The organism is Bacillus sp. FSL K6-0255, assembly GCF_045040725.1.
Lineage (GTDB): Bacteria > Bacillota > Bacilli > Bacillales > Bacillaceae > Bacillus > Bacillus subtilis.
The window spans coordinates 2,449,199-2,468,489 of the sequence record NZ_CP150278.1 but is presented as its reverse complement, the minus strand read 5'-3'; the positions used below and the strand labels follow the sequence as shown (position 1 = coordinate 2,468,489).

Genomic DNA, 19,291 nt, shown 5'->3' with positions numbered 1-19,291 from the left:
ATGCGTAATTCGCGCTTATTATTGCCTATGGCGGCAGCTTCGGCAACGGCTGGAATTACTGCCGCCGCTTATTTCCACGCTATTTTTCTTTTCATCCTCTTTCTCCTCATCATTTTAATCAAAACGAGGCACGCTTTTCTTATTATTGTTTGTTTCTTCTCTTTTATATTGTTTTTTGTACTGTATGCAGTCACAGATTCTCAGAATGTCTCTTCCTATCGGCAGGGAACCTATCAATTCAAGGCAGTGATTGACACTATTCCCAAAATTGACGGCGACCGTATGTCTATGATGGTTGAGACACCTGATAAGGAAAAATGGGCTGCTGCGTATCGCATTCAGTCTGCTGGTGAAAAAGAACAGCTGTTATACATAGAACCAGGAGTGTCATGTGAGTTAACTGGTACATTGGAAGAACCGAATCACGCAACTGTGCCGGGTGCATTTGATTATAACGAGTATCTTTATCGGCAGCATATTCATTGGAACTACTCTGTCACGTCTATTCAAAACTGCAGCGAACCTGAAAATTTTAAGTACAAGGTGCTCAGCTTGAGAAAACATATCATATCATTCACAAACAGCCTTTTGCCTCCTGATTCGGCAGGGATTGTACAGGCACTTACAGTTGGTGACAGATTTTATGTGGAGGATGAAGTGCTTACCGCGTATCAAAAGCTTGGTGTTGTCCATCTCTTGGCAATATCAGGACTCCACGTGGGGATTTTGACAACAGGTTTGTTTTATATCATGATTCGCCTTGGTATAACTAGAGAAAAGGCGTCAATTCTGTTGCTGTTATTTCTGCCGCTCTATGTGATGTTGACCGGCGCTGCTCCTTCAGTGCTACGCGCCGCTCTCATGTCGGGTGTTTACTTAGCTGGAAGCCTTGTCAAATGGCGTGTCCACTCTGCAACTGCAATTTGTCTTTCATACATCGTCCTTCTGCTCTTCAATCCTTATCATCTCTTTGAAGCCGGTTTTCAGCTATCGTTCGCCGTCAGTTTTTCTTTAATTCTATCCTCTTCTATTTTTCATCAGGTTAAAACCTCCTTGGGGCAGCTGACAATTGTATCACTCATCGCTCAGCTGGGCTCGCTTCCGATTCTCCTGTATCATTTTCATCAGTTTTCTATCATCAGCGTACCGATGAATATGTTGATGGTACCATTTTATACCTTCTGTATTTTGCCGGGAGCTGTAGCAGGTGTTCTTCTATTAAGTCTTTTCGCTTCGTTTGGGAGATTGTTTTTCAGCTGGTTTGATTTATTGATAAGCTGGACCAATAGGCTAATCACAAACATTGCAGATGTTGATGTGTTCACGATTATGATCGCACATCCTGCACCTGTTTTGCTTTTTTTATTCACGGTTGCGATCATCCTATTGCTTATGGCGATTGAAAAACGCTCCTTGTCGCAGTTGATGGTAACCGGAGGCATTTGCTGCACGGTGCTGTTTCTGCTCTTTATATATCCGTGTCTTAGTTCCGAAGGAGAAGTGGATATGATAGATATTGGACAGGGTGACAGCATGTTTGTAGGTGCTCCGCATCAGCGGGGTCGTGTCTTAATTGATACCGGCGGCACTTTGTCTTACTCGTCAGAGCCTTGGCGCGAAAAACAGCATCCGTTTTCACTGGGGGAAAAGGTGCTGATTCCGTTTTTAACTGCTAAGGGAATCAAACAGCTTGACGCTTTAATCCTGACGCACGCTGACCAAGATCATATCGGAGAGGCGGAGACTCTGCTGAAGCATCATAAAGTAAAGCGCCTCGTGATTCCGAAAGGGTTCGTTTCTGAACCTAAAGATGAGAAAGTGCTGCAGACAGCCAGAAAAGAGGGAGTGACAATTGAAGAGGTGAAGCGAGGCGATGTATTGCAAATAAAGGATTTGCAGTTCCATGTACTGTCACCTGAAACACCTGATCCGGCAAGCAAAAATAATTCCTCTCTCGTTCTGTGGATGGAGACGGGCGTTCTGAGCTGGATTTTGACGGGTGATCTGGAGAAAGAAGGGGAACAGGAGGTGATGGACGTGTTTCCAAATATTAAAGCAGATGTCTTAAAGGTGGGGCACCATGGGAGCAAAGGCTCTACCGGTGAAGACTTCATCCAACAGCTTCAGCCGAAAACGGCCATTATCTCAGCCGGGAAAAACAATCGGTACCATCATCCTCATCAAAAAGTTCTGCAACTATTACAGAGACATTCTATCCGCGTGCTGCGAACAGATCAAAACGGAACGATCCAATATAGATACAAAAACAGAGTTGGAACCTTTTCTGTCTATCCTCCATATGATACATCAGATATAACAGAGACGAACTAAAAAAGACTGCCGAGAAATCAGCAGCCCGGGCAGTCGCTGTTATGAACCAACTAGGTGAATAACCGTTGCCATGACAAACAAGAAGGCGAAAAATCCGAAGGACACAACAAAACCAACAGCTGAATCTACAGCATCATTTCGTTTGCTTTGAACGTTTTTTTCAAAATCATTCAACTTTATCCCTCCTGACTGACTTAAGTATAATGGAATTGTTTTGAAAAATCTAGAAGCTAAGGTAACGTTTTCTGTTCTGGTGATTATCGCCTTTTTACAAGCTGTCCCGGGGGCTTGCGAACAGGCGTTTAATATAAATGGGGAAGCAGCAGTCAGGCTTCCTCTTTACTATTTTGCAAACTCAATTTAGGATAGAAGGGGATGATGAAAGAGAGGAAGTCGTACAACAATGGTATTTGATGTGTGGAAAAGCCTGAAAAAAGGAGAGGTCCATCCGGTTTATTGTTTATACGGAAAAGAGACATATCTGCTGCAAGAAACCGTCAGCAGGATCAGACAGACGGTCGTTGATCAGGAGACAAAGGATTTCAATCTGTCCGTTTTTGATCTGGAAGAGGACCCGCTGGATCAAGCGATTGCAGATGCTGAAACGTTTCCGTTTATGGGGGAGCGGCGTCTTGTCATTGTGAAAAATCCATATTTTTTAACAGGTGAAAAGAAAAAAGAAAAAATTGAGCACAACGTCAGTGCGCTTGAATCATATATACAATCACCTGCGCCTTACACAGTCTTTGTCCTGCTTGCTCCGTATGAAAAGCTTGATGAGCGAAAAAAGCTGACGAAAGCGTTAAAGAAGCACGCGTTTATGATGGAGGCGAAGGAATTAAATGCAAAGGAAACGACAGACTTTACTGTCAACCTTGCAAAAACAGAGCAGAAAACAATCGGCACGGAAGCGGCGGAGCATTTGGTTCTGCTTGTGAACGGTCATCTGTCATCGATTTTTCAGGAGATTCAAAAGCTCTGCACGTTTATTGGAGATCGTGAAGAAATTACGCTGGATGATGTAAAAATGCTTGTTGCTAGAAGCCTTGAACAAAATATTTTTGAGCTGATCAATAAAATCGTCAACCGAAAACGAACAGAGAGTCTGCAAATTTTTTATGATTTGCTAAAACAAAATGAAGAACCGATCAAAATTATGGCGCTTATTTCGAATCAGTTCCGGCTGATTCTGCAGACGAAGTACTTCGCGGAACAGGGATACGGACAAAAACAAATCGCTTCTAATCTAAAAGTTCACCCATTTCGGGTAAAGCTGGCGATGGATCAAGCAAGGCTTTTTTCAGAGGAGGAGCTCCGTTTAATTATTGAACAGCTTGCCGTCATGGACTATGAGATGAAAACCGGGAAAAAGGACAAGCAGCTCCTGCTCGAACTGTTCCTTTTACAGCTGTTAAAAAGAAATGAAAAAAACGATCCCCATTATTGAGGATCGTTTTTATATTATGCAGAAAGTCCGTTCACTTTTTTCGCTAGTCTTGATTTGTATCGAGCTGCGGTATTTTTGTGTACAAGACCTGTTTTCACTGCTTTATCAATACGTTTAGCTGCTTCAGTAAGAGCAGTTTTCGCTTTGTCAGCTTCGTTGTTGGCAACAGAAGCTTCAACTTGTTTGATTGCAGTACGCATAGCAGATTTGATTGTCGCGTTATGAACGCGGCGTTCGTTGTTTGTTTTTGTACGTTTAATCGCTGATTTAATGTTTGGCATGTGTTTCACCTCCTAAGATACAACCTGTAGCACAGTGTCTTAAGGTTAAATCTTCTTCACAATAGAACAAATTGTATTCTATCAAACACACCTTTAGATTGCAATATAAATGTAAAGTATTTTTCATTGAAGGTTCTCTTTTTAGCATGATTTATTCAGCAAATGGCAACAATATAGGTACTTAATGTGAAGGAGGCCCCTGTATGAAAAAGAGTGAGCTGGATGTGAATCAGTATTTGATACGGACCGATTTGGCAGTGGAAACGAAGGAAGCAATGGCCAATCAGCAGGCTGTGCCGACAAAAGAAATTAAAGGCTTTATTGAAAAAGAGCGTGATCACGGCGGCATTAAAATCCGCACAGTTGATGTTACAAAGGAAGGCGCAGAGCTTTCGGGAAAAAAAGAAGGGCGCTATTTAACGCTTGAAGCACAGGGAATCAGGGAGAATGATTCGGAAATGCAGGAGAAGGTCTCTGCTGTCTTTGCGGAGGAATTCTCAGCTTTTCTTGAAAACCTTAATATCTCAAAAGATGCGAGCTGTTTGATCGTTGGGCTCGGCAACTGGAACGTGACACCTGATGCGCTTGGACCGATGGCAGTAGAAAATCTGTTGGTAACAAGGCACTTGTTTAAGCTTCAGCCGGAAAACGTACAGGAGGGTTACAGGCCTGTCAGTGCTTTTGCACCGGGTGTAATGGGGATAACAGGAATCGAAACAAGTGACATTATTAAAGGTGTGATTGAGCAATCGAAGCCTGATTTTGTCATCGCCATTGATGCGTTGGCGGCGCGGGCGGTGGAAAGGGTCAACACAACCATTCAAATATCGGATACAGGCATTCACCCGGGGTCTGGAGTGGGGAATAAACGAAAAGATTTAAGCAAAGACACGCTTGGTGTTCCGGTGATTGCTATCGGTGTTCCGACAGTAGTTGATGCCGTGACAATTGCCAGCGACACGGTGGACTACATATTAAAACATTTTGGCAGAGAAATGAAGGATAACAGGCCATCAAGATCGCTTGTTCCGGCAGGCATGACGTTTGGGAAAAAGAAAGTGCTCACTGAAGACGATCTTCCCGATCAAAAGCAGCGCCAATCGTTCCTAGGTATTGTCGGAACCCTTCAAGAAGATGAAAAACGGCAGCTCATTCACGAGGTGCTTTCGCCTTTAGGGCACAACTTAATGGTTACACCGAAGGAAGTCGATTCATTTATCGACGATATGGCAAATGTTTTAGCGAACGGATTAAACACAGCGCTTCATGAAAAAGTGTCACAAGAAAACAAAGGCTCCTACAATCACTAAACAGTTCTACTTCCTCTAGCTTGTTCATAGAGTAATTACTAGACAAGCGCTGGAGGGATTCAATGAGAAATAAACGCAGAAACAGACAGATTGTTGTTGCGGTAAATGGAGGGAAAGCGGTAAAAGCCATCTTTCTATTTATCGTAAGCCTTATCGTGATTTTTGTTCTATCCGGTGTGCTGACGTCTCTCCGGCCGGAACTTAGGCCGTCGTCTGACTCTTTTTATGGGATTGCTGAAGAATTGCCGGGTGACGTATTTGCACATTTGCTGCAGATGGAAAACCATTATTTCGCTTCTGACCTCTCTCAAACAGACAGCTCATTTCATCTTTCTCGTCTTTCTTTAAAGCTGGCGACGAGCATTAACCTCGAAGATCCGCGGAGCTTTCTCGGTCGGGAGCTGCCAGGATTTGCACAATTTGATACCGAGATTTTGTTAGCTGGACAAGGAACGGATTATACGAATATGCCTGCGGAATCGCCGCCGCCGTCTAAGGTGATGGAGGAAGAAAGAGAAGCGAATTTGGCAGAGATTGAAAAACAGCAAACGCAATCAGATAATGCGCAAAAAGATCCGCCGAAACAAACAACAGGTGATAAAAAGGTCGTGTTTATCTATCACACGCACAATACGGAATCATATCTCCCTCTATTAAAAGGCGAGACCGATCCTGACATGGCGCGCCATTCTAAAGCCAATGTCACGCTTGTAGGAGATATGTTCGGACAAGCGCTTGAATCCCAGGGAATCGGAGCCACAGTGAATAAAACCGATATACAGTCAAAATTGAATAAAAAAGGCTTAAACTATGCCAGGTCCTATGATGAATCAAGGCCGGTCGTGAAAGACGCCCTCGCTTCAAACAAAAATCTGCAATATATCATTGACATCCACAGAGACTCTCGGCGCAAAAAAGACACAACCGCAACGATTAAAGGGAAAAGCTATGCCAGGGTAGCCTTTGTCGTCGGGAAAAAAAGCAAAAACTTCGAAGAAAACTATAAAATTGCGAGTGAGCTTCATAAACTGATGGAGAAAAAATACCCCGGACTTAGCACAGGTGTCTTTTCCAAAGGCTCGCCAGGCGATAATGGTGTTTACAATCAGGATTTAACCGATAGAGCGCTTTTGCTCGAGTTTGGCGGAGTGGATAATAATCTCGAAGAGCTGCAGCGTGCGGCTAACGCGGCCGCGGACGTATTCAGCGAAATGTACTGGGATGCTGAAAAGGTCAACGCAGCGAGCGGGGAGACGAAAAAACAATAAGAAATAGGTGGTTGATTTGATTGCATACTTTGGAAAGTGCTTACTGCTTGTCACGATCATGTTTTTAGGCGTTCTGTTCGGCATGCAGCAGGCAAACCACGGGATGCTGAGTATGAAAGGCTATCATGACCCTTCACTGAAGGGGGCGTTTACGCTCACCGACGGAAAAGATAATGAAAAAGAAGCCTCAATCCTAGGAGAAACAGTCACGGCAAAAGATTTAGTAGAAAAACAAAAAGAGCTGGAAAAGGTGGAGACATTCAATATGTTTTCAAAAGCCGGAAAAGCGCTTTCGGACACCGTAACCAATACTGCCCAGTCAATGTATGAATGGATACGGGATATGAATCAATAAGTACGTGAAAGAGAAAAGCAACCCAGATATGATAGGGAACTTTTCTCTTTCTTGTTTTACATTGAATCTTTACAATCCTATTGATATAATCTAAGCTAGTGTATTTTGCGTTTAATAGTAGGAGTGATAGATTGTGACAGATAAAGAAAAGCGTTTAGAGAGGCAATCGAGAATACGGAATTTCTCTATCATTGCCCATATTGACCACGGAAAATCGACCTTAGCGGATCGTATTTTAGAAAAAACGTCGGCAATCACTCAACGAGAAATGAAAGAACAATTGCTCGATTCTATGGATCTTGAACGTGAGCGGGGCATAACCATTAAATTAAACTCTGTTCAGCTTAAATATAAAGCAAAAGACGGAGAAGAATATATCTTTCATCTAATCGATACGCCGGGACACGTCGACTTCACATATGAAGTATCCCGAAGCCTTGCTGCCTGTGAGGGAGCGATTCTTGTCGTAGATGCAGCCCAGGGGATTGAAGCGCAGACGCTCGCCAATGTCTACTTAGCGCTTGACAACGATCTTGAAATCCTTCCGGTCATCAATAAAATCGACCTTCCGAGCGCCGAGCCTGAACGTGTGCGCCAAGAGGTAGAAGACGTTATCGGCCTTGATGCATCAGAAGCCGTGCTTGCTTCAGCAAAAGCCGGTATTGGGATTGAGGAGATTTTAGAACAAATCGTAGAAAAGGTGCCAGCTCCGACCGGAGATCCGGAGGCGCCGCTCAAAGCGCTGATCTTCGACTCGCTTTATGACGCCTACCGCGGTGTCGTGGCTTATATCAGAGTCGTTGAAGGAACGGTAAAGCCGGGACAAAAAATCAAAATGATGGCAACCGGCAAAGAATTCGAAGTAACAGAGGTGGGCGTGTTCACGCCGAAAGCAACTCCGACAAATGAACTGACGGTCGGTGATGTAGGCTTCCTGACTGCCTCAATCAAAAATGTTGGTGACACACGTGTCGGTGATACAATAACGAGCGCTGCCAATCCTGCAGAAGAAGCGCTGCCGGGATACCGCAAGCTAAACCCGATGGTGTACTGTGGTTTGTATCCGATTGATACAGCGAAGTATAATGATTTAAGGGAAGCTCTTGAAAAGCTTGAGCTGAATGATTCCTCCCTTCAATATGAAGCGGAAACTTCGCAAGCGCTTGGATTCGGGTTCCGCTGCGGATTTTTAGGCATGCTTCACATGGAGATCATTCAGGAGCGAATTGAGCGTGAGTTCAACATCGACCTGATTACGACAGCGCCAAGCGTTATCTATGACGTGTATATGACAGACGGCGAAAAGGTCGTTGTCGACAACCCGTCCAACATGCCGGATCCTCAAAAGATCGAAAGGGTTGAGGAGCCATACGTAAAAGCGACGATGATGGTGCCGAATGACTATGTCGGCGCTGTAATGGAGCTTTGCCAAGGAAAACGCGGCAATTTCATTGATATGCAGTATTTAGACGCAAACCGTGTCAGCATCATTTATGATATGCCATTAGCGGAAATCGTATATGAGTTTTTTGATCAGCTGAAATCAAGCACTAAAGGCTATGCGTCCTTTGATTATGAACTGATCGGCTACAAACCGTCCAAGCTTGTGAAAATGGACATTATGCTGAATGGTGAAAAAATCGATGCCCTTTCCTTTATCGTGCATCGTGATTACGCATATGAACGGGGAAAAGTGATCGTTGAAAAACTGAAAGAACTCATTCCGCGCCAGCAGTTTGAAGTTCCGGTACAAGCCGCAATCGGCCAGAAAATCGTGGCCCGCTCCACCATAAAAGCAATGCGTAAAAACGTATTGGCTAAATGTTACGGAGGGGACATCTCGCGTAAACGGAAACTTCTTGAAAAACAAAAAGAAGGAAAGCGCCGTATGAAGCAGGTCGGCTCAGTTGAAGTGCCGCAAGAAGCATTTATGGCAGTTCTGAAAATGGACGACAGTCCGAAAAAACAATAGAAGCCGCCGCAGTCTTGTACTGCGGCTTCTTTCTGTAAAGAAGGTGAATCCGTTGAAATCAGCTTATATCCATATCCCATTTTGTGAGCATATTTGCCACTACTGCGATTTCAATAAATATTTTATTCAAAGTCAGCCAGTCGACGAGTATTTAAACGCACTCGAACAGGAAATGATAAATACAATAGCAAAAACCGGGCAGCCTGATCTCAAAACAATCTTTATCGGAGGAGGCACGCCGACCTCCCTGTCTGAGGAACAGCTTAAAAAGCTGATGGATATGATCAACCGCGTGCTAAAGCCCTCAAGCGACTTATCGGAATTTGCGGTTGAAGCGAATCCGGACGATTTGTCCGCAGAGAAATTAAAAATATTAAAAGAAGCAGGCGTAAATCGCCTTAGCTTTGGTGTGCAAACGTTCGAAGACGATCTGTTAGAAAAAATCGGCCGAGTGCACAAGCAAAAAGATGTATTCACCTCTTTTGAAAGAGCGCGGGAAATCGGTTTTGAGAATATCAGTCTTGATCTCATGTTCGGGCTTCCGGGGCAAACCCTCAAGCATCTGGAACATTCTATAAACACTGCTTTATCATTGGATGCCGAGCATTATTCCGTTTACTCCCTTATTGTAGAACCGAAAACGGTATTTTATAATTTGATGCAAAAAGGGCGGCTTCATCTTCCGCCGCAGGAGCAGGAAGCTGAAATGTATGAAATGGTGATGAGCCAGATGGAAGCTCACGGCATCCATCAATATGAAATCAGCAACTTTGCTAAGGCAGGCATGGAATCTAAGCACAATCTAACGTATTGGAGCAACGAACAATATTTCGGTTTCGGAGCTGGCGCTCACGGATATATCGGCGGCACACGAACAGTGAACGTCGGACCTGTTAAGCATTACATTGACCTGATAGCTGAAAAGGGTTTTCCGTACAGAGATACACATGAAGTGACAACAGAAGAACAGATTGAGGAAGAAATGTTTTTAGGTTTGAGAAAAACAGCCGGTGTCAGCAAAAAACGATTCGCAGAAAAATACGGCCGTTCCCTGGATGGACTTTTCCCAAGCGTGTTAAAAGACCTCGCTGAAAAAGGGCTGATTCACAATTCGGAGTCTGCCGTTTATTTGACTCATCAAGGGAAATTATTAGGCAATGAAGTTTTTGGCGCTTTTTTGGGTGAGTTATAATTGACATTTTTCTTGTGGTTTGATACTTTTGTTATAGAATTAGCACTCGCTTATTGAGAGTGCTAACAGAGGTGATGATGATGTTAACAAATCGTCAGCTGCTGATCCTTCAGGTTATAATCAACGATTTTATTAAATCGGCACAGCCGGTGGGATCAAGAACTCTTTCGAAAAAAGATGAAATCACATTTAGCTCTGCAACAATAAGAAACGAGATGGCTGACTTGGAGGAATTGGGCTTTATTGAAAAAACCCATTCATCCTCAGGACGTGTTCCGTCAGAAAAAGGGTATCGGTACTATGTTGACCATTTGCTGTCACCCGTCAAACTGACGAAAAGCGACCTGGACCAAATCCACTCGATCTTCAAAGAGAAAATTTTCGAGCTGGAGAAGACAGTTCAAAAATCAGCGCAAATTTTGTCCGATCTGACGAATTACACATCCATCGTACTCGGGCCGAAGCTGAGTGAGAATTACCTTAAACAGATTCAAATCATTCCGATTCAGCCTGATATGGCGGTAGCGATTCTCGTTACCAATACGGGGCATGTGGAAAACAAAACGATTAACTTTCCGACCAAAATGGATCTGTCTGATATTGAAAAACTGGTAAATATACTGAACGACCGTTTAAGCGGCGTTCCAATGGATGAACTGAATGAGCGCATATTTAAAGAAGTTGTCATGTACCTAAGACAGCACATTAAAAACTATGACAATATACTCGACGCGCTTCGTTCAACCTTTCATTCCACAAATCACGTTGAAAAGTTGTTTTTTGGCGGGAAAATCAATATGCTGAACCAGCCTGAGTTCCATGATATCACCCGAGTTCGGTCGCTGCTTTCATTAATTGAGAAAGAACAGGATGTTTTAAAGCTGGTTCAATCCCCGCACACGGGAATTTCGATTAAAATCGGAAAAGAAAACGACTATGAAGAGATGGAAAATTGCAGTCTGATTACGGCTTCTTATTCCGTAGACCAGAAGCAGATCGGCTCAATTGCGATCATCGGCCCGACCCGCATGAATTATTCCAGGGTTGTCAGCCTGCTTCAGCATGTGACTTCGGACTTGTCAAAAGCATTAACAAGTCTGTATGATGAATAAGGGAATTTTGGCAAATTTTATCGAAGGGCAGCACCTGTCCTTCTCCTTACACTTTGAGGGAGGTGAACACAATGTCAGAAGAAAAACAAACCGTTGAACAAAACGAAACAGAAGAGCAAGAAATCATTGAAGAACAAGCTGCCGCTGATGAACAGCAGGAAGAAACAAATGAAAGCGAACTTCTTCAAAACCAAATTAACGAATTGCAAGGTTTGCTTGAGGAAAAAGAAAACAAACTTTTGCGTGTTCAAGCAGACTTTGAAAACTATAAACGACGCAGCCGTTTAGAGATGGAAGCGTCCCAAAAATACCGTTCTCAAAATATCGTGACTGATTTACTGCCGGCTCTTGACAGCTTTGAACGAGCGCTTCAGGTTGAAGCCGACAATGAACAGACGAAAAGTTTGCTCCAGGGAATGGAAATGGTCCACCGTCAGCTCGTAGAAGCCTTGAAAAAAGAAGGCGTCGAAGCCATCGAAGCTGTAGGGCAGGAATTTGATCCTAATCTGCACCAAGCTGTTATGCAGGCTGAAGACGAAAACTACGGCTCCAACATTGTTGTTGAGGAAATGCAAAAAGGCTATAAGCTGAAGGATCGCGTCATTCGCCCTTCCATGGTCAAAGTGAATCAATAATTACATAGCAGGAGGTTATTCAAGTGAGTAAAGTTATCGGAATCGACTTAGGAACAACAAACTCATGTGTGGCAGTGCTTGAAGGCGGCGAGCCTAAAGTTATCGCTAACGCTGAAGGAAACCGCACAACGCCATCAGTTGTTGCATTTAAAAACGGCGAACGTCAAGTAGGGGAAGTGGCTAAACGCCAATCTATTACAAACCCTAACACAATTATGTCTATCAAACGTCATATGGGTACTGATTATAAAGTTGAAATTGAAGGAAAGGATTACACTCCACAAGAAGTGTCTGCTATCATCCTTCAACACCTTAAATCATACGCTGAAAGCTATCTTGGCGAAACAGTATCAAAAGCAGTTATCACAGTTCCAGCATACTTTAACGATGCTGAGCGTCAAGCTACAAAAGACGCTGGTAAAATTGCCGGTCTTGAAGTAGAACGTATCATCAACGAGCCGACTGCAGCAGCGCTTGCATACGGACTTGATAAAACAGATGAAGATCAAACGATCCTAGTATACGACCTTGGCGGCGGTACATTCGACGTTTCCATCCTTGAGCTTGGCGACGGTGTATTCGAAGTTCGTTCAACTGCCGGCGACAACCGTCTGGGCGGGGACGATTTTGACCAAGTTATCATCGATCATCTTGTGTCTGAATTCAAAAAAGAAAACGGCATTGATTTGTCAAAAGACAAAATGGCGCTTCAGCGTTTGAAAGACGCAGCTGAAAAAGCGAAAAAAGATCTTTCCGGCGTATCTTCTACGCAAATTTCTTTACCGTTTATCACAGCTGGAGAAGCAGGACCGCTTCACCTTGAACTTACATTAACTCGCGCTAAATTCGAAGAGCTTTCTTCTCATTTAGTAGAGCGCACAATGGGTCCTGTCCGTCAAGCGCTTCAAGATGCAGGACTTTCTGCAAGCGAAATCGACAAAGTCATCCTTGTCGGCGGATCAACTCGTATCCCTGCCGTACAAGAAGCAATCAAAAAAGAAACTGGAAAAGAAGCGCATAAAGGCGTAAACCCGGATGAAGTTGTAGCGCTTGGTGCTGCGATTCAGGGCGGCGTTATCACAGGTGACGTAAAAGATGTTGTTCTTCTTGACGTTACACCGCTTTCTCTCGGTATCGAAACAATGGGCGGCGTGTTTACAAAACTGATCGACCGCAACACGACGATCCCAACAAGCAAATCTCAAGTGTTCTCAACTGCTGCTGATAACCAAACAGCTGTTGATATCCATGTTCTTCAAGGTGAGCGCCCAATGTCTGCCGACAACAAAACACTCGGCCGCTTCCAGCTTACTGATATCCCGCCAGCACCGCGCGGCGTGCCTCAAATCGAAGTTTCTTTCGATATTGACAAAAACGGTATCGTAAACGTAAGAGCAAAAGACTTAGGCACAGGAAAAGAACAAAACATTACAATTAAATCTTCTTCAGGTCTTTCTGATGAAGAGATCGAACGCATGGTAAAAGAAGCGGAAGAAAATGCTGACGCTGATGCGAAGAAAAAAGAAGAAATCGAAGTCCGCAACGAAGCAGATCAGCTTGTTTTCCAAACTGAGAAAACATTAAAAGATCTTGAAGGCAAAGTAGACGAAGAACAAGTGAAAAAAGCCAACGATGCCAAAGATGCTTTAAAAGCAGCGATTGAGAAAAACGAATTTGAAGAGATCAAAGCGAAAAAAGATGAGCTTCAAACAATCGTTCAAGAGCTTTCTATGAAGCTTTATGAAGAAGCTGCTAAAGCACAGCAAGCTCAAGGCGGAGCAAACGCTGAAGGCAAAGCGGATGACAACGTTGTCGACGCTGAATACGAAGAAGTAAACGACGACCAAAACAAAAAATAAGTTCTTTTTAGTATCAGCCCCGCTTCCGGAGCTGACCGAAAAGAACACATTTCATAATCTGATTCAATGATTAGAAAGTCAAAGTCAGGCATCTCTTGGCTTTGACTTTTTTTCTTGCCCGGGATAAAAGGAATTGAAAAATCATAATTCAAAATGATACAATCTAATTTATGTGAGAAATTCGGGAGAGTGAAGCGAGATGAGTAAGCGTGATTACTATGAAGTGCTGGGAGTAAGTAAGAGCGCTTCAAAGGATGAAATTAAAAAAGCTTATCGGAAGCTGTCAAAAAAATATCATCCTGATATTAACAAAGAAGCCGGATCAGATGAAAAATTTAAAGAGGTAAAAGAAGCATACGAAACGCTGTCAGATGACCAAAAACGTGCGCATTACGATCAATTTGGTCACACTGATCCTAACCAAGGCTTCGGCGGCGGAGGTTTTGGCGGCGGCGATTTCGGCGGTTTTGGTTTCGATGATATTTTCTCAAGTATATTCGGCGGAGGCACAAGACGAAGAGATCCCAACGCTCCGCGCCAGGGTGCTGATTTACAGTATACGATGACCCTGTCGTTTGAGGATGCGGCTTTCGGTAAAGAAACAACCATCGAAATTCCCCGCGAGGAAACGTGCGAAACATGTAAAGGCTCTGGTGCGAAACCTGGAACAAATCCAGAAACATGCTCCCACTGCGGAGGCTCCGGCCAGTTAAACGTGGAGCAAAATACACCGTTTGGAAAAGTCGTTAACAGACGGGTCTGCCACCACTGTGAAGGTACAGGCAAAATAATTAAAAACAAATGTGCGGACTGCGGCGGCAAAGGAAAAATCAAAAAACGCAAGAAAATCAATGTGACAATTCCAGCCGGTGTAGATGACGGGCAGCAGCTTCGTCTCTCGGGACAGGGTGAACCAGGAATAAACGGCGGCCCTGCTGGGGATTTATTTGTCGTGTTCCATGTACGCGCACACGAGTTCTTCGAGCGTGACGGCGATGATATTTACTGTGAAATGCCGTTAACGTTTGCTCAGGCTGCTCTTGGAGATGAGGTAGAAGTGCCGACGCTGCATGGAAAAGTGAAATTGAAAATTCCGGCCGGTACACAAACAGGAACGAAATTTAGATTAAGAGGCAAAGGCGTTCAAAATGTCAGAGGCTATGGACAGGGTGACCAGCATATCGTCGTCCGCGTCGTTACGCCGACAAATCTGACAGATAAACAAAAAGACATTATCCGCGAATTTGCCGAAGTCAGCGGAAACCTGCCTGACGAACAGGAAATGAGTTTCTTTGACAAGGTAAAACGCGCGTTTAAAGGCGATTAATTATTGGATGAGGAGTTGGTAGTTTTGAAATGGTCCGAATTAAGCATTCACACAACACATGAAGCGGTCGAACCTATCTCAAATATATTGCATGAAGCTGGTGCAAGTGGGGTTGTGATAGAGGACCCGCTTGATTTAATTAAAGAACGTGAGAATGTGTACGGGGAAATCTACCAGCTCGACCCCAATGATTACCCAGATGAGGGTGTCATTGTCAAAGCATATCTGTCGGTTAATAGTTTTCTGGGCGAAACTGTAGACGGCATCAAAGAAACGATTAATAATCTCCTTCTTTACAATATTGATTTGGGCAGAAACCACATCACTATTTCTGAAGTAAATGAAGAAGAGTGGGCGACTGCCTGGAAAAAGTATTATCATCCTGTGAAAATTTCTGAAAAGTTTACAATTGTGCCGACGTGGGAGGAATATACGCCGGTCCATACTGATGAACTGATTATTGAAATGGACCCGGGAATGGCTTTCGGCACAGGGACACATCCGACAACCGTACTCTGCATTCAGGCGCTTGAACGCTTTGTGCAAAAGGGTGATAAGGTGATTGATGTGGGCACTGGTTCGGGAATTTTAAGTATTGCGGCTGCAATGCTTGAGGCTGAATCGGTTCATGCCTACGATCTTGATCCCGTGGCTGTAGAAAGTGCACGCCTCAATCTCAAGCTGAACAAAGTCAGCGATATTGCTCAAGTGAAGCAAAACAATTTGTTAGACGGGATTGAAGGGGAACATGATGTGATTGTGGCCAATATTTTGGCTGAAGTCATTCTTCGCTTTACTTCACAAGCGTACAGCCTGTTAAAAGAAGGCGGCCACTTTATTACGTCAGGAATCATCGGTCATAAAAAACAAGAAGTAAAAGAAGCACTGGAACAAGCTGGCTTTACCATTGTAGAAATCCTTTCAATGGAAGATTGGGTCAGTATTATTGCGAAAAAATAACAGTTAGTAGGTGTCACAGCGTATGCAACGATATTTTATCGAGCTCACGAAGCAGCAAATAGAGGAAGCGCCGGCTTTTTCGATTACCGGCGAAGATGTTCATCATATTGTGAACGTGATGAGAATGAATGAGGGAGATCAGATTATCTGCTGCTCTCAAGACGGCTTCGAGGCAAAATGTGAACTTCAATCTGTTTCCAAAGATAAAGTGTCCTGCCTTGTGATAGAATGGACGAATGAAAACAGAGAGCTTCCGATAAAGGTCTATATTGCGAGCGGCCTTCCGAAAGGAGATAAGCTTGAATGGATTATCCAAAAGGGGACTGAGCTCGGAGCTCATGCCTTTATTCCTTTCCAAGCCGCGCGTTCTGTTGTCAAGCTGGATGACAAAAAGGCAAAGAAAAAGCGGGAAAGATGGACGAAAATTGCGAAGGAAGCGGCTGAACAATCGTACCGTAACGAAGTGCCGCGAGTGATGGATGTCCATTCTTTTCAGCAGCTTCTTCAAAGGATGCAGGATTTCGATAAATGTGTCGTTGCATACGAGGAGTCATCGAAGCAAGGGGAAATAAGCGCATTCAGCGCGATTGTAAGCAGCCTTCCGAAAGGATCATCTCTATTGATCGTATTTGGTCCCGAAGGCGGTTTAACAGAAGCGGAGGTTGAACGGCTCACAGAGCAAGACGGTGTGACGTGCGGCCTTGGACCGAGAATTTTAAGGACAGAAACCGCTCCGCTATACGCGTTGAGCGCGATTTCTTATCAAACAGAGTTATTAAGAGGTGATCAGTAATGGCAACTGTTGCTTTCCATACGCTTGGCTGTAAAGTCAACCATTATGAAACAGAAGCAATCTGGCAGCTTTTCAAAGAAGCGGGCTATGAAAGAAGAGACTTTGAACAAACAGCTGATGTATATGTCATTAATACATGTACGGTTACAAATACGGGAGATAAAAAAAGCCGCCAAGTGATCAGACGCGCCATTCGTCAAAATCCTGACGGTGTCATCTGTGTCACAGGCTGCTACGCGCAAACCTCACCTGCTGAGATTATGGCGATCCCCGGTGTCGACATTGTAGTCGGAACACAGGACCGTGAAAAAATGCTTGGCTACATTGACCAATACCGAGAAGAACGCCAGCCGATTAATGGCGTCAGCAACATCATGAAAGCAAGAGTCTATGAAGAGCTAGATGTGCCTGCTTTCACGGACCGCACAAGAGCGTCATTGAAAATACAGGAGGGCTGCAATAATTTCTGCACATTCTGTATCATTCCGTGGGCGCGCGGCCTGCTCCGCTCCCGCGACCCTGAAGAAGTCATTAAACAAGCGCAGCAGCTTGTCGATGCCGGATATAAGGAAATTGTTCTTACGGGTATTCATACAGGCGGCTACGGCGAAGATATGAAAGATTACAACTTCGCGAAGCTTTTGAGCGAATTAGACACCCGTGTGGAAGGCGTGAAACGGATCAGAATTTCTTCAATCGAAGCCAGCCAAATCACTGACGAAGTGATCGAGGTCTTAGACCGCTCAGATAAGATAGTGAATCATCTGCATATTCCTATCCAATCCGGATCAAACACAGTGCTTAAACGGATGAGACGCAAATATACAATGGAATTCTTTGCAGACCGTTTAAATAAATTGAAAAAAGCACTGCCAGGCTTAGCTGTTACTTCTGATGTCATCGTCGGGTTCCCTGGAGAAACAGAAGAAGAATTTATGGAAACCTATAACTTTATTAAAGAACATAAATTCTCTGAGCTGCATGTTTTCCCTTACAGTAAACGTACAGGAACACCAGCTGCACGAATGGAAGACCAAGTGGATGAAAACGTGAAAAACGAACGTGTGCACCGCCTGATTGCTCTTTCTGACCAGCTTGCAAAAGAATACGCTTCTCAGTATGAAAATGAAGTGCTTGAGATTATCCCTGAGGAAGCGTTTAAGGAAACAGAAGAAGAAAATATGTTTGTTGGTTACACAGACAATTATATGAAGGTTGTTTTCAAAGGTACGGAAGATATGATCGGCAAAATCGTAAAAGTCAAAATCCTAAAAGCAGGTTATCCTTACAACGAAGGACAGTTTGTCCGTGTGGTTGAGGATGAAATAACTGAACACATGCGTTTGTCTTCTTAACCTAAAAAATCGGTGCATTAAAATGTACCGGTTTTTTATTTAGCCGGGATAAGAAGGTGAATCAATCGGTAAAACAAGTTTGTTAGCGGAAGAAATAAAAGAGCTGTTACTACATTAAATAAAAGACTGAAATGAGCAATCCTTTGGGCGGGATCGGGTGATAACTGCTCTACAAAGCCGGTCGCTGCGGTCAGAAAAGGCAATACTAGAGCCACCCCTAGCACGTTAAATACCACATGCGCATACGCTGTCTGTTTCGCCGCATATCCCCCGGATACAGCAGCCATGACAGCTGTAATGCATGTCCCGATATTGGATCCGAGTACGACGCTCATCGCCTGTGTCAGTCCGATAATCCCTTCATTCATAAAACTCATCAAAATGCCGATACAGACAGAACTGGAGTGAATGATGGCAGTTAACACCATCCCGATGAGCAAAGCGGACCAGTTTGAATCGTTAACATGGTATAGAACGTCGGCTCCCGTTTTCAGCTTTGTCAGCGGCCCGGCAAGATGGCTGAATCCGCTGATGCAAAAGAAGATGATTCCCAGTCCAAGGAAGCTTGTTCCCAGCTGTTTCAAAGGATACCTGCCAGTCAGAAAAAACAATAAACCTCCTATTAAAAGAACCCAAATCAAAATATCCATTTTGATAGCAATAAATTCAGTTGTAAAAGTAGAGCCAACATTCGTCCCCAGAATCATCGGTATCGTCCGCTTAAAAGAAAGAACGCCCGCACTTACAAAGCCGATGACAATGACCATAAAAGCTGAACTGCTCTGAAGTATTCCCGTAAATACAATGCTGATAAGAAACGCTTTTAACGGATGGTCCGTAAATAAAAGCAAACGTTCTTCAATTTTTGAGTACGCCATAGAAATTAAGCCTTTTCGAAGCATGTTCATGCCTGCGAGAAAGAATAATATAAGAGCAGTAAAGCTAATCAGAATTAACATCCTATTCACCAACCCCTTTCTATCATTATATAGACAGGCAGTCGCACTCATGACGGAAAAGTGAACTCACTTAGTTGACCTGACTGATGGCTTATATTATAATGTCAAAGTACATGTTTATATGTGTAACTTAAA

Annotated in this window: 18 protein-coding genes; 15 read left to right on the top strand and 3 right to left on the bottom strand. The window is 43.8% G+C overall.

What is annotated here, in order from left to right; translation table 11 throughout:
• Positions 1-2,331 carry a DNA internalization-related competence protein ComEC/Rec2 gene (locus MHB62_RS12645; protein WP_160214965.1) on the top strand — a complete coding sequence of 777 codons (2,331 nt, stop codon included), beginning with the start codon at positions 1-3 and terminating at the stop codon, positions 2,329-2,331.
• A gap of 39 nt (positions 2,332-2,370) precedes the next feature.
• Here MHB62_RS12645 and MHB62_RS12640 read toward each other — a convergent pair whose 3' ends face one another.
• Positions 2,371-2,505 carry a YqzM family protein gene (locus tag MHB62_RS12640; RefSeq protein WP_003229983.1) on the bottom strand — a complete coding sequence of 45 codons (135 nt, stop codon included), beginning with the start codon at positions 2,503-2,505 and terminating at the stop codon, positions 2,371-2,373.
• Between the two features lie 40 nt (positions 2,506-2,545).
• On the opposite strand from MHB62_RS12640, the gene MHB62_RS12635 reads away from it, so the two are divergent.
• Both MHB62_RS12635 and holA read left to right on the top strand, forming a co-directional pair.
• Positions 2,546-2,695: a hypothetical protein gene (locus tag MHB62_RS12635; RefSeq protein WP_003229985.1), complete on the top strand. Its 150-nt coding sequence runs from the start codon at positions 2,546-2,548 to the stop codon at positions 2,693-2,695.
• 39 nt (positions 2,696-2,734) lie between these two features.
• Complete coding sequence (holA, locus tag MHB62_RS12630; protein ID WP_003229987.1) at positions 2,735-3,778, top strand: DNA polymerase III subunit delta; 1,044 nt, start codon at positions 2,735-2,737, stop codon at positions 3,776-3,778.
• 14 nt (positions 3,779-3,792) lie between these two features.
• On the opposite strand, the gene rpsT is transcribed toward holA, so the two are convergent.
• Positions 3,793-4,059: a 30S ribosomal protein S20 gene (gene rpsT / locus MHB62_RS12625; protein WP_003229989.1), complete on the bottom strand. Its 267-nt coding sequence runs from the start codon at positions 4,057-4,059 to the stop codon at positions 3,793-3,795.
• 203 nt (positions 4,060-4,262) lie between these two features.
• On the opposite strand from rpsT, the gene gpr reads away from it, so the two are divergent.
• From gpr to mtaB, 12 genes are all read left to right on the top strand, one after another.
• Positions 4,263-5,369, top strand: a complete 1,107-nt coding sequence (gene gpr / locus MHB62_RS12620; protein ID WP_003229991.1) for a GPR endopeptidase — start codon at positions 4,263-4,265, stop codon at positions 5,367-5,369.
• A gap of 62 nt (positions 5,370-5,431) precedes the next feature.
• Positions 5,432-6,637, top strand: coding sequence for a spore autolysin SpoIIP (gene spoIIP, locus MHB62_RS12615; RefSeq protein ID WP_003229993.1), 1,206 nt, complete (start codon positions 5,432-5,434; stop codon positions 6,635-6,637).
• A gap of 16 nt (positions 6,638-6,653) precedes the next feature.
• On the top strand, positions 6,654-6,992 hold the full coding sequence (locus MHB62_RS12610) for a YqxA family protein (protein ID WP_004399162.1): 339 nt from the start codon (positions 6,654-6,656) through the stop codon (positions 6,990-6,992).
• Between the two features lie 133 nt (positions 6,993-7,125).
• On the top strand, positions 7,126-8,964 hold the full coding sequence (gene lepA / locus MHB62_RS12605) for a translation elongation factor 4 (protein WP_003229999.1): 1,839 nt from the start codon (positions 7,126-7,128) through the stop codon (positions 8,962-8,964).
• A gap of 52 nt (positions 8,965-9,016) precedes the next feature.
• Positions 9,017-10,156 (top strand): radical SAM family heme chaperone HemW, encoded by a 1,140-nt coding sequence (hemW, locus tag MHB62_RS12600; protein WP_015714284.1) that lies wholly within the window; start codon positions 9,017-9,019, stop codon positions 10,154-10,156.
• Positions 10,157-10,236: 80 nt separating this feature from the next.
• Positions 10,237-11,268, top strand: coding sequence for a heat-inducible transcriptional repressor HrcA (hrcA, locus tag MHB62_RS12595; RefSeq protein WP_003246126.1), 1,032 nt, complete (start codon positions 10,237-10,239; stop codon positions 11,266-11,268).
• A gap of 71 nt (positions 11,269-11,339) precedes the next feature.
• Positions 11,340-11,903, top strand: coding sequence for a nucleotide exchange factor GrpE (gene grpE / locus MHB62_RS12590; protein WP_003230005.1), 564 nt, complete (start codon positions 11,340-11,342; stop codon positions 11,901-11,903).
• Positions 11,904-11,926: 23 nt separating this feature from the next.
• The gene (dnaK, locus tag MHB62_RS12585) at positions 11,927-13,762 is read left to right on the top strand and encodes a molecular chaperone DnaK (RefSeq protein ID WP_004398786.1); all 1,836 of its coding nucleotides are present in this window, start codon (positions 11,927-11,929) and stop codon (positions 13,760-13,762) included.
• A gap of 199 nt (positions 13,763-13,961) precedes the next feature.
• Entirely contained in the window at positions 13,962-15,089 is a 1,128-nt protein-coding gene (gene dnaJ / locus MHB62_RS12580) for a molecular chaperone DnaJ (protein ID WP_003230010.1), read from the top strand.
• A gap of 24 nt (positions 15,090-15,113) precedes the next feature.
• Positions 15,114-16,049 carry a 50S ribosomal protein L11 methyltransferase gene (gene prmA / locus MHB62_RS12575; RefSeq protein WP_032722135.1) on the top strand — a complete coding sequence of 312 codons (936 nt, stop codon included), beginning with the start codon at positions 15,114-15,116 and terminating at the stop codon, positions 16,047-16,049.
• A 22-nt stretch (positions 16,050-16,071) separates the two neighbouring features.
• Positions 16,072-16,842 (top strand): 16S rRNA (uracil(1498)-N(3))-methyltransferase, encoded by a 771-nt coding sequence (locus MHB62_RS12570; RefSeq protein ID WP_015384126.1) that lies wholly within the window; start codon positions 16,072-16,074, stop codon positions 16,840-16,842.
• Entirely contained in the window at positions 16,842-18,197 is a 1,356-nt protein-coding gene (gene mtaB / locus MHB62_RS12565; RefSeq protein WP_003230017.1) for a tRNA (N(6)-L-threonylcarbamoyladenosine(37)-C(2))-methylthiotransferase MtaB, read from the top strand. The genes MHB62_RS12570 and mtaB overlap by 1 nt, the downstream gene beginning before the upstream one ends.
• Positions 18,198-18,232: 35 nt before the next feature.
• Here mtaB and MHB62_RS12560 read toward each other — a convergent pair whose 3' ends face one another.
• Entirely contained in the window at positions 18,233-19,156 is a 924-nt protein-coding gene (locus tag MHB62_RS12560) for a Na/Pi symporter (protein ID WP_015714282.1), read from the bottom strand.
• Positions 19,157-19,291 lie beyond the last annotated feature (135 nt).